We start from the raw sequence: 13441 nt of genomic DNA on the forward strand, positions 1-13441 counted from the left end.
TTACATCCTCTGTGTCCAGATCTCCTCAACCCTGTCCCAAATCCTCTGGGCCACCAGCTCCTTGTCCTCCCTGGGCAGTGATTCCTGTCTGTCGTTTGCCCAGAAAATGGTCACCTGGTTGGTATCGCTGCCAAAGCCGCTGCCGACTGCTGTGAGGTCATTGGCCACGATGAAATCAAGGTTCTTCTTCCGCATCTTTTCTCTGGCATTCTCGCTCAGATTCTCTGTCTCTGCGGCAAACCCCACCAGTATCTGCTCTTTTTTCAGCTCACCCAGGTGCAGTAAGATGTCAGCAGTGGCTTCGAGTTCCAGTGCTATTCGCTCCTTGCCCTTCTTTAGCTTGTGCTCAGCCTGTTCCAGAGGGCGGTAGTCGGAAACTGCAGCAGCCATGACCACTGCATCCACTCTGGGGAATTTCTCCATAACCCGATCATACATTTCCGCCGAAGTCCGTACATTAATCACCTCAACCCCGGCAGGAGGATCGAGAACGGTGGGACCGCTGACCAGAATTACCTCTGCGCCGCGACGCCTGGCTACTCTGGCAAGGGCGTAGCCCATCTTCCCGGTTGAAGGGTTGCTGAGATGCCGCACCGGATCCAGTGGTTCCCATGTGGGGCCTGCCGTAACCAGAACTCTGCGGCCGGAAAGAGTGGCAGGAGTGAGAATTTCCTGAATCTGTTCAAAAATCTTCTCCACAGGAGCCAGTCTGCCCAGACCCTGGGCCCCACAGGCCAGTTCTCCGCTGTCCGGTCCAATCTGGACATAGCCGCGCTGCCGTAAAATAGTAAGATTCTCCTGCACCGCTTCGTTTTCGAACATGTTCACATTCATTGCTGGACAGATTATTTTGGGCGCCTGGCACACAAGCATGGCAGTAGTCAGGTAGTCATCAGCAATGCCGTGGGCCAGTTTGCCGACAATATTGGCAGTGGCCGGAGCAATCACCGCCAGATCAGCCTTGGTAGCCAGCTCGATGTGGCCAACGCGAGATTCCGCCTCCAGGTCAAAAAGGTTCGTTCGTACCGGCTCACCGGAGAGCACCTGAAAAGAAAGGGGCTGGACGAACTCGGTGGCACTGTGCGTCATGATCACTCTCACCCTGGCTCCGGCCATGGCCAGCAGCCGGGTGAGCTCGAGTGCTTTGTAGGCTGCAATACCCCCGGTGACTCCCAACAATATGGACCGTTCTCGCAGAAGTGTCATGAATCCCTCGGACATCAGGTCAGGCGGCGGGCTTTTCTGCTGCTCCCACTCCGACCCTGTTTCCTCTAGTTTCCGTCAAAATGGGCGTGGTGACAACTACAATTGTGTTTCATCCCACATTATAATGCAAAATGCCCACGAATTGTTGTCAGGAGGCAGATGAAGCCAGCTGGGGTGCCAGCCAGATCTCCACCTTGCTCTTGCCAGCCGAGCCACCTGTAATAAAAATGAGACAGCTCCGCTGTCCCTTTTCGAAATTGAGAATAGTGCGGTTGTAACGGAAACTGGACCTCAACAGCCAGCCGTTTCTGTTCATATGGTCAAGAAAGAAGCCCACCAGGGTCTCCCTGGCCATCCTGCCCTCCAGGACGAGAACACCAGCAGTGATGTCAGCATTGCTGTAGACAAATGACCTCTTCTTATCCAGGGAGAGCTCCGGCGGAACAGGCACATCCTTGAAGTCATAATAGACGGGCAGCGGCTCCCCCTGTTCTCCGCTCGTGCTTGCTGCAGTTTCCTCTGCCTGAACGACCTGCGTCTTGCCTGTTCCCGCGCAGCTGCACACTGCCAGAAACAAAGAGAGCAAAACAACAATGCCAATCTGATAATTCGTGGTCCATGTTCTCTTTTTCTCCACCACTCTCCTCCACCTTTGGCGGCGTCAGCAGATAAAAGCCTTGCCCTTTTGTACCGATCAAGGCGGTGTAGAGCCTTGACTTCAGAAAGTTCTGAATATGAGGTCCGACAAGGGCTGGCGCCAGGACTTCTGTTCCCGGTCGCGAGGATGACCCACCGCCATAATTGCCATCAGCTCGAAGTCCTGGGGCACCTCAAGTATATCAGCAACGCGTTCACGGTTCTTGAGGATCTCACCCAACCACACGCCACCAAGTCCCAGGGCGTGTATGGCCAGCCACATATTCTGCATACAGGCGCCAATCCCCTGACAGTCTTTCACCCTGTCATAGCTGGCACTATTGTCTAGAAACACTGCGATTATCACAGGTGCTTTGCGGATGATCTCATGGTACCGCGTGAGCGGAGCTATCTTGTCCTTCACCGTCTGCTGGCGGACAACAACGAAGCGCCATGGTTGATTGTTCAGGCCCGAAGGAGCCCAGCGACCGGCTTCCAGAATGGTCTGCAAGTCATCCTCGGAAACGTCCTCTTGGGTGTATTTCCTGATACTCCGCCGCTGGCGGATTGCCTCGAGAACTTCTTGGCCTGGTTCACTCACAGTCACTCGCTCCCTGGATGCCTCCAAGCAGGGCTCATAAATAACCCTTCATAAGCACCTCTGATTATTTATAATTTTGCCCAGTATACCGTCAAGGCCACCAGAGCGTCAATCATGAAACCAGGCCAGCTGCTCTGCCATCTTCATGCAGATCATCCGGACGAGCCAGCAAAGCAAGAAAAAGAAGTCAGGGTGTGTCCCGGCAAAGCCTTGTTTTCATTTACGGTGTCTGAGCGCGTTGACCACACCGTGACAGCGGCAGGCCGTTGCCACAATAATCTGCCGCTCACTCTGTTCAGCCTGACGCAGCAGCTCCTGCAACGCCGCAGGTTGGTAGCCACCCACGCCCGGCGCCAGTTGCTGGCTCCTTATCACCACTGTCAGGTAGCCGGGCACTGCCATTTCACTCAGCACTCTATACAAATCAGCCTTACGTGGCTTGCCGGTAAATGTGCATCTACCGTCAGGTTCCTCACAATCGTCAGGGCAGATAAACGTTGCAAAACTTGTATAGAGGGTGCCGTCACTGCCGCGGTGTGGATTGGGAAGCCTACTATCCAGGATGGCCGGCACCGGCAATTGGCTGACTGAACCTCTTCTGGACAGGCGCCGGCACAGCCACTGGAAAGCCACGTGCAGGGGCACTGCAGGAACAAGCCAATCTGGCATCACATGCAGATTCTTATCCAGAAAATCAATGGCATCGCCTTCTACTTTGGCGACTCTTGCATCGACAACCCCGGCCAGCCGAGACCTGTCACGGTCCACCAGCACCAGCTGCCGATCCCCTTTCTGCCGGAGAAGACGTTCAGTGGCCAGAGTGCCGAACCGCCCCGCCCCTAAAATCCAGAATATCTGCCCGTTCATCTTCCTCTTTCCCCTTCCTTTCTAGCTTATAGCATTCTGAGAGTAAAGCGCTCAAATCCTCGAGAAAACTCCTCAGGTCGAAAGGCCTCGTGCTAAGCCTGCCAGCTGGATTCAAATGAGGCGTCCAGGCGCAACACTGCAATATCTACAACCTCATTCTTCGCATCAGCAGGCCTCGATCTCACAATTGCCAAGATGTCTCCAGTGTGTTAGTTGTGGGTACGCACAGAGCCAAGAGCATATCATCCAGGCAAATTCGGCATGTTGAGATGAGGACCGCTGTGAACAGATATGATTTTATCCTGGCCTCCTCTTCTCCCCGGAGACGCGACCTGCTGCGCGGCCTGGGGTTCTCCTTCCTGGTAGTCCCCAGCGGCATCGAAGAGATCGATGGCCTGCCCCGGCAACCGCATGAACACACGCTGGTCTGGGCCAGGACCAAGGCGGTACAGGTATCTCGTGACCATCACGCAGAATGGATCCTGGCTGCAGACACCATTGTGGTAATCGATGGAGAGATCCTGGGGAAGCCAGCGGATGCCTCAGAGGCCACTGCCATGCTCTCCCGCCTCAGCGGCCGGGCCCACTCTGTGGTCACCGGATTCTGTTTACTGCACCCGGCAAAAAAGATCCAGGAGTGCTGCTGGGTGGAAACCCGGGTCCATATGCGGCGGCTCGACCCGGATGAGATTGAGGGATACGTGCGCACCGGGGAACCCATGGACAAGGCCGGGGCCTATGGAATCCAGGGCATAGGGGGCTGCCTGGTCAGGCGAATCAACGGCTCCTACAGCAATGTGGTTGGGCTGCCACTGTGCGAGGTGGTGGAACTGTTCCGCCGGCACCAGGTAGCTGATCCCTTCAAAGCAGCATAGCTGCTGCAGTTCCATATGAACAGGTGAAAGGATGGACCAAATTATGTCTATTGCAGAAAATCTCGAGCGCCTCAAGGCGCGCATCAGTGAAGCTGCCTTGCGGGCAGGCCGGGATCCGCAGGCAGTGCGGCTCGTGGGAGTCACCAAGACCGTAGACCCGCAGCGTATCGAGGCCGCGGTGCAAGCAGGCCTGCAAGACCTGGGAGAAAATTATGTTCAGGAGGCCAGAGAAAAGATTGCCAAACTACCCCCTGGACTCAGGTGGCACTTTATCGGCCGGCTGCAGACCAATAAAGCCAAATATGCAGTAAAGCTCTTCCATCTGATCCACACAGTAGACTCCAGGAAACTGGCAAAGGAGTTGAATCGGCGGGCCGAGGCCGCCGGCCGCCTGGTTCCCATTCTGGTACAGGTCAATATTGCTGCGGAGACCAGCAAGGGCGGCATCAGGAAAGAAGACGTGCTTCCAATCATAGAATATATCTCCACTCTACCGTTCTTGAGACTCAAAGGCCTCATGACAATGCCGCCTTTTTTCGATCAGCCTGAAAAAGTGAGGCCGTATTTTCGTCAATTGCGGCAGCTGAGCCGCCAAATCGCTGCCCGAAGATTGGCAAATGTTGACATGACCGAGCTTTCCATGGGTATGTCAGGAGATTTCGAAGTGGCCATAGAAGAAGGTGCTACTCTGGTGCGGGTGGGCACTGCTCTCTTTGGCCGGAGAACTTGAAGCGCTGGCGCATCACCTCATACATGGCCATGGCTCCGGCCGCCGAGGCGCTGAAAGAGTTCAACTCCCCCAGCTGAGGAATGGCTGCCAGCAGGTCACAACTTCTTTTTACCAGGGGGCGAATCCCCGCGGCTTCGCTGCCAATCACCAGGGCGGTTGGCTGAGTGAAATCCACCTCGAAGAGCAGCTGCTCCCCTTCCATGGCCAGGCCCACCACCCAGATGGCCTGCTGTTTCAGGACACCTATAGTTGCCGCCAAATTTGTTACCCTGGCCACAGGCACATGTTCGAGCGCTCCAGCCGAGGCTTTGTGCACGCCAGCAGTCAACCCCCCTGCCCGGTGTTTGGGAATTATAACGCCGTGAACACCGCAAAGATGGGCCGAGCGGATGAGGGCACCCAGATTCTGTGGATCCTGAATGCCGTCCAGCAGGAGAATGAAGGCAGGATCCTGCTGCCGGGCTGCAGTCAGTATATCCTCCAAGGTGGCATAGGTATATGGAGCGAGGAATGCCAGGATGCCCTGGTGCCTCACCTTGCCCGCCTTGTTCTCCAGCTGTTCTCGCTCACAGGAACGTATCTTGATACCGAGACCAATGGCCTCTTCGAGCAATTCTTTTACCGGACCACTGACTGAAGAACGGCTGACCCAGATTTCTTTAAACCGATGGCCCCGCACTCGAAGAGCCTCACGCACAGGATGTATGCCATATAGCATTTCTGTGGATCTGGCCATGGCTCCACTCTCGCTGGCTAGATCTATTGCTCTGCTGCTGGCGGGCGGTCGGCCTCTCCTCTCTGCTTTTTCCCGGGTGCAGCGAAACCCGGGCAACAGGAATGCATGGCAAACCTCATGGGGGAGAAGAAGGGTCATCCGCGGCGTTTTTCTGGGGCCCAAGGGTTCGATACAGTGCCAGCACACGGGAGGCAACCTTTTTGGTGCGGCAGCGTTCAGCAACAATGATGGCTGCCAGCATGTCCGTGGCCTCTTCGAGGGTGTCGTTGACCAGCAAATAATCGTACCAGGGCGCCTCGGCAATTTCCACGGCTGCCTGGGTCAACCTCGTCTCGAGGGAGGCAGCGTCTTCTGTACGCCGCCGCTGCAATCGCGCTTTCAGGCTGCCCGCGTCTGGAGGGAGAACAAAAATGAAGCAAGCTGTGGGATAATGAGCCTTGATTTGCCTGGCGCCCTGAACATCAATTTCCAGAATTACATCCTGGCAACTCTGGAGCCGCTTGTCCAGTTCTGCCCGCGAGGTCCCATAATAGTGCTGGTGTACTCGTGCCCATTCCACAAAAGCCTCATCAGCCACCATGGCACGAAAGACTTCCGGTGTGACGAAATGATAGTCCACACCCTGTTTTTCCCCTGGTCGAGGTTCTCTGGTAGTATGGGAAACAGAGTATTCCAGACTCGCTAATCTGCTCAGAACCCCCTGCCTGAGAGTCGATTTGCCCACACCTGAAGGTCCTGAGAGAACAAAGAGTTGTCCGGCAGATTTCATGAGCTACTTCGTCTTGCTGTCTCCATCTTTGCTCAGAGTATCAGCCATGTACCGCTGGGCAATGGTTTCAGCCTGGACCCCGGAAAGAATCACATGGTTGCTGTCTGTAATAATGATGGCCCGTGTCCGTCTGCCCATAGTAGCGTCAATGAGTTTCTTCGACACCTTAGCGTCCTCTTTCAACCTCTTCATAGGTGCGGAACCCGGTGAAACGATCGCAATCACACGATCTGCCACCACGGTATTGCCAAACCCGATGTTGAGAAGTTTTCCTTCCATTGCCACACCGCCTTAAAGATATCTGGATCATTGCCAAGGGCGTCCCCACGATGAAAGATTGCTGCTGGTCAACATATTTTCAAAGACGTCTACGGGTCAGGAATCCTCGTTGTCTGCGCCTGTGCCTTGGAGAAAATCATCGCCAAAGGTAACATCTCCTCTCTCCCTTCCTCCCTGTTATTCCACGTTCTGTACCTGTTCTCGCAGCCTTTCCAGCTCGGTCTTGGCCTTGATCACCTTGCGGCCTATCAGCACATCACTTGCTTTGGCACCGATAGTGTTGATCTCCCGCAGCATTTCCTGCAGGAGAAACTCCAATTCTCTGCCGCGGACGCCGCTGCCCTCCAGTAGTTCGTGGAACTGCTGCAGGTGGCTTTGCAAGCGCACCAGCTCTTCAGTGATATCGGCTTTCTCGGCAAAGAAGACCACCTCTTGCATAAGCCTGGCCTCGTCCACCTCCGTATCCTCGAGGAGTTGCTGCACCCTTTCCTGCAGACGATTCTTGTTCTCAACAATCACTTCTGGTGCTCGCAAGCGCATTTCTTCAACCAGCCGGTTCAGATGGTCCAGGCGCCGGCGAAAGTCGAGCTCGATATTCCTGCCCTCCTCGAAGCGCATTTGCAGGCATGCTTCAATAGCCATCTCCAGCGCCTTTTCCAGGATCTGCCAGGCGTCTGTCTGCACTTGCTCGTTTTCCTGGAACACAAAGATATCTCTGAAGCCGAGAAGCGTCTCTGTCCTGAGCTCACCTTCCAGGTCGAGTTCCTCCTTGAGACGGGTTGCCAGCCTTTTGTAAGTTCTGGCCAGAGCCAGATCTACCGTAAGATGTTGCACCTTCTCGAGAGTCTCGTCAGCGAGCACCGTAAGCTCTATACGCCCCCGGGAGAAGCGGCGGCTCACCTTCTTTCTGATGTCATCCTCGAGGAAGGCATATTTGCGGGGCAGCCTTATCTGAATATCACAAAATCGATGATTCAGGGTACGCAATTCTACTGTAAAACTATATCCCTCGTCTTCTGCCTGTCCTCTGCCAAAGGCCGTCATGCTGTAAAGCAATTGTTCTCTCCCTGATAAAAACCACTCTCGAGTGCCTGCTCGCCCGATGTGCTCCAGCAGCCGCATTCACTTGCAGGGCAGATGAGTTCCCTGCTGTGGTCCCGGTCACTGTACTGGAGGAGCTCAAAGCAAGAGCCTGCCTGTCAATCTCTCGGGCTGACCATCTTTTCCCCCTGGCGCAACTGGAATAGATAGCGTTGTCGGATGGTCCAGAGCCAGTCGCGAATTTTTTGTTGAGCATAATCAGGATAAGTCCAGGGCAGGGCGCGGTATTGTTGACGTTGAAAAATCAGAGTCAGGTCCGCATAAATCCCCCGCCCAAGGTAGATCCTGTGAGTGTAGTTCTTGCCTGAGGCGAGCACCAGTCTCTCGGCCACCAGATATCCTGGATCTATATTCACGGTGCGTCGCCCCTGTCTGCTGCTCCTGGTCTCCATCATGTTGGTTTGTTCTTTGATCTGCACCAGGTCATCCTGACCGATAAGGGTGCCGTAGCTGGCAAACCTTCGCAGCAAGGGGCGGCCCATTTCTGCCTCATAATAGTCGGTAAGGTCAAAGGGCAATATCTCACTTACAAAATCTATGGGACCATAACGGTCGGCCAGATCCAGAACAACCCTGGCAATATCCTCGGCCTGCCTCGCAATCACACTGACAAAAAGCTTTGCCGGTTTTGCCTGCTGCGGGACACTCACCTTGGACTCTCCTGGGTGAAACTCTGGCGGCCAACACAAAAATAGCGGAAGCCACGCGACGCCATGCGGTCGGGCTCGTAGATGTTTCTGAGGTCGAAGACCACCGGCTCTGTCAGGAGTTCCTTCATTCTCTCCCAGTGGAGGTTGCGAAATTGATTCCATTCAGTAATGATCACCAGGGCATTGGCATCCCTGGCAGCCTCATAGGCATCCGTGGCGTACTCTATGTTGTCGAGAAACTTTCTGGCTTCTTGCATGCCCGCCGGATCATAGGCCCGGATCCTGGCCCCCTGTTCCTGGAGTGCTCTGATGATAGCAATAGAGGGCGCTTCTCGCATGTCGTCAGTATTTGGTTTGAAAGTGAGACCGAGCACGGCAATGAGCTTCCCTGCCACCCCGTTCAGCCCCGCCATTATCTTTTCTACCATGCGCTCTTTCTGTTTCTCATTGACGCGCATCACAGCCCTGACGATCTCAAAGGCGTAGCCGTGCTGCTCGGCGATTCTATCGATGGCAAGCACGTCCTTGGGGAAACATGAGCCTCCGAATCCCGGACCGGGGTGGAGGAACTTGGAGCCGATTCGCCCATCCAACCCCATGCCTTTGGCAACCTGGTGCACGTCTGCCCCTACCCGTTCACATATGGTGGCCATTTCATTGATGAAAGAAATCTTGGTGGCCAAGAAGGCGTTGGAAGCATACTTGATCATCTCCGCCGTGGCCACGTCTGTGATAATAAACGGTGTTTCGATCAGATAGAGAGGCCGGTAGAGATCCTGCATGATGGCAATCGCCTGATCACTGCTGGCGCCGATTACGATTCTATTTGGTCGCATGAAGTCTTCTATGGCAGAACCTTCTCTGAGGAACTCCGGATTCGACACCACATCAAAGGCTGTTGTGGACTGCCGCTCCTTGGTGATAATGTCCGCTATCATCTCGCCGGTCCCTACAGGAACCGTACTCTTGGTAACAATGACCTTGTAGCCCGTGAGATTCCTGCCAATGGTGGCAGCAACTTCTCGAATGTAACTGAGGTCAGCACTGCCGTCTTTTGCCGAGGGAGTTCCCACAGCAATAAAGATCACCAGCGCCTGGTGTATGGCCTCACTGGCATCCGTGCTGAAAGCTAATCGTCCCTGCTGCACATTCTTGTGAATCAGCTCCTTCAATCCGGGCTCATAAAAGGGCACCTCGCCACTATTGAGAATGCGTATTTTTTCCTCGTCATTGTCCACACAGGTGACGTGCACTCCGAACTCTGCAAAACACGCACCTGTAACCAGCCCCACATAACCAACTCCCACGATACAGATGTTCATAGGCAAAGCTCCACTTAACACCACCAAGTTTCCAGGCACCGTTCACATTTCAGACGCCTGGATCTCAGCGGCGGCCCTCTACAAAGTTTCTCTCTCGGGCGCCCTGTCGGAGCCAGAACCATTGCGGTCATTTGACTCAGACACTGGACCCTGTCATAGGAGTCAGCTTCTGCAAATCCCGAGCCAGCAGGCAATGCCCTCACGGGCAGTAACACTCAGCAGGAACCGCCCAGCGGCTTCATGCCCGGCTGCCGCAGCTTTCTCTACCGCCTCTACCGCGCATGTCGAGGCAAGCCTCAGTACCTGGTGGAACCGGCACAAAGGGAAAAAGCCTCGACAAACAGCCGAGCAACCAGCAGCAATCCATCAGCAGCATGTGTCTCCTGGCTAGCTCTGCCTGCTGTTCCTCAGAACCCTCTTCAATTGAGCAGCACTTACCGTGGCGGTTCCTACCTCAGCCACAACAATGCCGGCAGCAAAATTTGCCAGCACTGCAGACTGTTCAGGACTGAAGCCAGCAGCCAGACCTAGGGTAAAGGTGCTGATTACCGTATCGCCCGCGCCGGACACATCAAAAACTTTTTTTGCCTCGGTGGGCACATGAGTGACATTGCCATTGCCCTCGAAGAGGGTCATACCGGCCTGACCCCTGGTGATGAGAACCAGGCGGCAATGAAGCTCTTCCAGGAGCCTCCTGCCGGCCTGGGCCAGGCTGTCGTCATCATGTACTGCTATGCCAGCCATGGTGGCTGCTTCGTCATTATTCGGCGTTATGAAGGTGACGTGCCGATACAAATCAAAGTTTCGCTCTTTGGGGTCCACCCCCACCATGATGTCAGCTTCTCTGGCCATTTCCAGGATGCCGTCCATGAGCTGCTGGGTGACAACCCCCTTGCCATAGTCTGCAATTATTACCGCCTGGCAAGTGTTGATTTCAGCGCCGATTGTTTCTAGCATTTTGAGGGTATTGTGCTCGGCCAATGGACGGCAATCTTCCCGGTCCACGCGCACTACCTGCTGCGAGTGGGCCACCACCCTGGTCTTGATGGTGGTGGGCCGCTCAGGATCGGCCAGCAGGCCATGAGTTGGCAGGCCCAGCTCGCCCAGCAGCCGCCTTACTTCTCTGCCCATACGATCCTGGCCTATGACCCCGCAGAGCAGAGCCTTGCCCCCGAGGGCGGCAATGTTGTGCACCACATTGGCGGCTCCTCCCAGCATGAGGGATTCCCGCACTACATTCACCACAGGCACTGGAGCCTCAGGGGAGATCCGATTGACCCGGCCCCAGAGGAATTCGTCCATTATCACATCGCCGACCACCAGAATGGCACAATCCTCAAACCGCTCGAGGCCCTCACAGAGTTGCGCTGGAGACAAAACCACAGTCATTCTCGGATTCATTCGGGTTTCATAAAGCAGGACGTTTCACCTGGACATTTCATGAGTTGATGCTGGACGAGCGTCAAGATCTCTGTTCCCCCGACCAGTGATGCTGAACTGCAGCAGTCCATGACTTCCCGGGCAATACCTCGCAGGAACCACCTCTGCCGATACGGTCAGGAATATGCCCGAGGACGCCAGAAAGCTCAACGACATCAGCAGCCGCAGTCACGCCAGTGCGTGATTCATGAAGCATCCGGGTGAAAACTGCAGTTGAATATAGCACAGCATGGAAATGAAGTAATTATTTTTTTCTGGCGGCTAAGGCTGTACCTGTGAATCTTTCCTTTTTTTGTACCTGCCGCTACTCACCAGCGGCAGCCGCTGCTATCAGGTTGTTCTTGCAAAGACACCGACACCCTGAAAATTCACCAACCCTGATTTTTCCCCTTGCAATCCCCACTTTTTTTTGCCAATCTTGCTGCAGTTGTAACTGACGCCAGACAACCGCAAGAGTTCAAGTTGGCTTCGGCGCACAATTGACGGCGTACCTTCAGGCACCTTAAGTATCAGCCGAGCCGCAAGCCAATAATCAGATACCCCCAGACCTGCAGCAAGAACCTGTACCTGTGGCCGTGGCCCAGGCTTGCGTTCGCGAGAATGCCGACAACCCTTTCCGGGTGCAGGCAGCTTTCCCTGCGCCTGCCGTTGAAAGCGGCAGAGACCCCTTGAGGCCTTTGAGGTCACAGGCTCTGTCACCAGACGTTCAACCGGGGGCGAGCGAATCTTGAGGCCGGCTCTTTGCCTTCTGGTTTTCCAGGTTGCGGATATGTGTTGTTTGGCAAAAAGCCTTTCTGAGATGAAAGCAAGGCAAGAGGGAGGAAAATGATGGGAACCTTGAGGACTTTCGGGACGATCCTTGTGGCAGCAGGCGTGCTTTTCCTGTTGAGCACTCCTGTCTTGGCAGACGACAGTCTGTATGGGAAACATTAGAGGGGACGTTGTTGACAAATTATACAAGCTGGTTCATGTTGATTTTTCCAATGGTCAGATACTGGCGGAGTAACCTATGCCCCGGGGAGCACGACTGGATGCGCCTGGCACGCTACACCATGTGATTGTGCGTGGCATTGAGCGGAGCGACATTGTCAGAGACGATTACGATCGCGATAATTTCATCTCCCGCCTCGGGGCCTTGGCTAAAGAAACGGGCACTGCCATCTACGCCTGGGCGCTTTTAAGCAATCATGGCCATATCCTGCTCCGAAGTGGTGCGGCGGGTCTGCCCACACTGATGCGGAGGCTGCTGTCCGGTTATGCAACATGGTTTAACAGACGTCATCGACGCTACGGACATCTGTTTCAGAACAGATACAAGTCCATCGTTTGTGAGGAAGACACCTATTTCAAGGAACTGGTGCGCTACCTTCATCTGAACCCCCTTCGCGCCAAGCTGGTTGATTCGCTCGGCACACTGGAGCGCTACAAGTGGTGCGGGCACGCGGTACTGTTGGGTCGTCGAAACAACGACTGGCAGGATAGAGACTATGTGCTGCAGTGGTTTGGCAACAAGGAAGGTGAGGCACGGAAGGCATACCGGGAGTTCGTAAAGGAAGGGATCAATCAGGGGCGCCGGCCGGAGCTGGTAGGCGGGGGGCTGGTGCGTTCCATGGGCGGCTGGTCGGTGGTGAAGGCCATGCGGCGGTTGGGTGCAAGGGAAAAGGGCGATGAACGCATACTGGGCAGCGGTGAATTTGTCGAGCAACTCCTCGAGGAGGCAAGTCAAAAGATCAAGCATCAGATACCCACCCACGAGTTGGTTGCTCGTGCTGAGAAAGAGATAGAGGCTTGCTGCCAAAGAGACAATATTGAGGTGCCTGTACTTCGATCAGCCAGCCGAAACCGTTCTGTATCGAGGCTACGGGCATATCTGGCTATGAAACTGGTGCAGGAGTTAGGGCTTTCTCTGGCGGAAACCGCGAGACAATTGGGCCTGTCCACCTCCGCTGTTGCGCAGATATTGAGAAGAAAGAAATAAGTACACTTCGTCAACAACGTCCCCTATCTCCGTTGCACGGAAGGGATGAAAGCCATGGCTGCACCAGCGACCAAGAAAATCGGATATCTCGCCATTATTTTATGTTCCCTGATCTTGATGGTGCCATCGCTTGAGGCGTGGGGCGCAAGTGGAACGGTCACCATAGACGAACCCTCTGTAAATCCATATGAAGCCACCGGAGACTTCACTGTGGAAGGCACCTATATCATGAGCGAAGATGAAACGCCCAC

15 protein-coding genes are annotated in these 13441 nt (G+C 54.8%); 4 read left to right on the plus strand and 11 right to left on the minus strand.

The features are described from left to right. From coaBC to JRI89_13940, 4 genes are all read right to left on the minus strand, one after another. Positions 1 to 1206 (minus strand): bifunctional phosphopantothenoylcysteine decarboxylase/phosphopantothenate--cysteine ligase CoaBC, encoded by a 1206-nt coding sequence (coaBC, locus tag JRI89_13925; protein MBW2072338.1) that lies wholly within the window; start codon positions 1204 to 1206, stop codon positions 1 to 3. 148 nt (positions 1207 to 1354) lie between these two features. Then, entirely contained in the window at positions 1355 to 1843 is a 489-nt protein-coding gene (locus JRI89_13930) for a hypothetical protein (GenBank protein MBW2072339.1), read from the minus strand. 81 nt (positions 1844 to 1924) lie between these two features. Next, positions 1925 to 2443 carry a nitroreductase family protein gene (locus JRI89_13935; protein ID MBW2072340.1) on the minus strand — a complete coding sequence of 173 codons (519 nt, stop codon included), beginning with the start codon at positions 2441 to 2443 and terminating at the stop codon, positions 1925 to 1927. 216 nt (positions 2444 to 2659) lie between these two features. Continuing rightward, complete coding sequence (locus tag JRI89_13940) at positions 2660 to 3310, minus strand: potassium transporter (protein MBW2072341.1); 651 nt, start codon at positions 3308 to 3310, stop codon at positions 2660 to 2662. Between the two features lie 269 nt (positions 3311 to 3579). Between JRI89_13940 and maf the strand changes: the two genes are divergently transcribed. Both maf and JRI89_13950 read left to right on the plus strand, forming a co-directional pair. Then, positions 3580 to 4185, plus strand: a complete 606-nt coding sequence (gene maf, locus JRI89_13945; protein ID MBW2072342.1) for a septum formation inhibitor Maf — start codon at positions 3580 to 3582, stop codon at positions 4183 to 4185. 43 nt (positions 4186 to 4228) lie between these two features. Then, positions 4229 to 4915: a YggS family pyridoxal phosphate-dependent enzyme gene (locus JRI89_13950; GenBank protein MBW2072343.1), complete on the plus strand. Its 687-nt coding sequence runs from the start codon at positions 4229 to 4231 to the stop codon at positions 4913 to 4915. Here JRI89_13950 and rlmB read toward each other — a convergent pair. The 7 genes from rlmB to rfaE1 all read right to left on the minus strand — a co-directional run bounded on the left by rlmB (position 4869) and on the right by rfaE1 (position 11173). Further along, complete coding sequence (gene rlmB, locus JRI89_13955; protein ID MBW2072344.1) at positions 4869 to 5633, minus strand: 23S rRNA (guanosine(2251)-2'-O)-methyltransferase RlmB; 765 nt, start codon at positions 5631 to 5633, stop codon at positions 4869 to 4871. The two genes, JRI89_13950 and rlmB, sit on opposite strands and share 47 nt — an antisense overlap. Positions 5634 to 5766: 133 nt before the next feature. After that, on the minus strand, positions 5767 to 6420 hold the full coding sequence (gene gmk / locus JRI89_13960) for a guanylate kinase (protein MBW2072345.1): 654 nt from the start codon (positions 6418 to 6420) through the stop codon (positions 5767 to 5769). Between the two features lie 3 nt (positions 6421 to 6423). Next, positions 6424 to 6699: a DUF370 domain-containing protein gene (locus tag JRI89_13965; GenBank protein MBW2072346.1), complete on the minus strand. Its 276-nt coding sequence runs from the start codon at positions 6697 to 6699 to the stop codon at positions 6424 to 6426. Positions 6700 to 6876: 177 nt separating this feature from the next. After that, entirely contained in the window at positions 6877 to 7755 is an 879-nt protein-coding gene (locus JRI89_13970; protein ID MBW2072347.1) for a YicC family protein, read from the minus strand. A 143-nt stretch (positions 7756 to 7898) separates the two neighbouring features. Continuing rightward, positions 7899 to 8450 (minus strand): DUF4416 family protein, encoded by a 552-nt coding sequence (locus JRI89_13975; GenBank protein ID MBW2072348.1) that lies wholly within the window; start codon positions 8448 to 8450, stop codon positions 7899 to 7901. Then, positions 8447 to 9772, minus strand: a complete 1326-nt coding sequence (locus tag JRI89_13980; GenBank protein ID MBW2072349.1) for a UDP-glucose/GDP-mannose dehydrogenase family protein — start codon at positions 9770 to 9772, stop codon at positions 8447 to 8449. The genes JRI89_13975 and JRI89_13980 overlap by 4 nt, the downstream gene beginning before the upstream one ends. A 387-nt stretch (positions 9773 to 10159) precedes the next feature. Then, complete coding sequence (rfaE1, locus tag JRI89_13985; GenBank protein ID MBW2072350.1) at positions 10160 to 11173, minus strand: D-glycero-beta-D-manno-heptose-7-phosphate kinase; 1014 nt, start codon at positions 11171 to 11173, stop codon at positions 10160 to 10162. Between the two features lie 1048 nt (positions 11174 to 12221). Here rfaE1 and JRI89_13990 point away from each other — a divergent pair. Beyond that, positions 12222 to 13190 carry a transposase gene (locus JRI89_13990; GenBank protein ID MBW2072351.1) on the plus strand — a complete coding sequence of 323 codons (969 nt, stop codon included), beginning with the start codon at positions 12222 to 12224 and terminating at the stop codon, positions 13188 to 13190. A gap of 54 nt (positions 13191 to 13244) precedes the next feature. Beyond that, the coding region (locus tag JRI89_13995) for a hypothetical protein (protein ID MBW2072352.1) at positions 13245 to 13441 on the plus strand (197 nt) is incomplete at its 3' end.

The organism is Deltaproteobacteria bacterium (assembly GCA_019309045.1).
In the GTDB taxonomy this organism is placed as follows: Bacteria; Desulfobacterota; Syntrophobacteria; order BM002; family BM002; genus JAFDGZ01.

Bases quoted from the DNA above. Each gene is read 5' to 3' on its own strand.
- coaBC (MBW2072338.1), bottom strand. From the start codon at position 1,206: ATGACACTTCTGCGAGAACGGTCCATATTGTTGGGAGTCACCGGGGGT.
- JRI89_13940 (MBW2072341.1), bottom strand. From the start codon at position 3,310: ATGAACGGGCAGATATTCTGGATTTTAGGGGCGGGGCGGTTCGGCACT.
- maf (MBW2072342.1), top strand. From the start codon at position 3,580: ATGAGGACCGCTGTGAACAGATATGATTTTATCCTGGCCTCCTCTTCT.
- JRI89_13950 (MBW2072343.1), top strand. From the start codon at position 4,229: ATGTCTATTGCAGAAAATCTCGAGCGCCTCAAGGCGCGCATCAGTGAA.
- rlmB (MBW2072344.1), bottom strand. From the start codon at position 5,633: ATGCTATATGGCATACATCCTGTGCGTGAGGCTCTTCGAGTGCGGGGC.
- gmk (MBW2072345.1), bottom strand. From the start codon at position 6,420: ATGAAATCTGCCGGACAACTCTTTGTTCTCTCAGGACCTTCAGGTGTG.
- JRI89_13965 (MBW2072346.1), bottom strand. From the start codon at position 6,699: ATGGAAGGAAAACTTCTCAACATCGGGTTTGGCAATACCGTGGTGGCA.
- JRI89_13980 (MBW2072349.1), bottom strand. From the start codon at position 9,772: ATGAACATCTGTATCGTGGGAGTTGGTTATGTGGGGCTGGTTACAGGT.
- rfaE1 (MBW2072350.1), bottom strand. From the start codon at position 11,173: ATGAATCCGAGAATGACTGTGGTTTTGTCTCCAGCGCAACTCTGTGAG.
- JRI89_13990 (MBW2072351.1), top strand. From the start codon at position 12,222: ATGCCCCGGGGAGCACGACTGGATGCGCCTGGCACGCTACACCATGTG.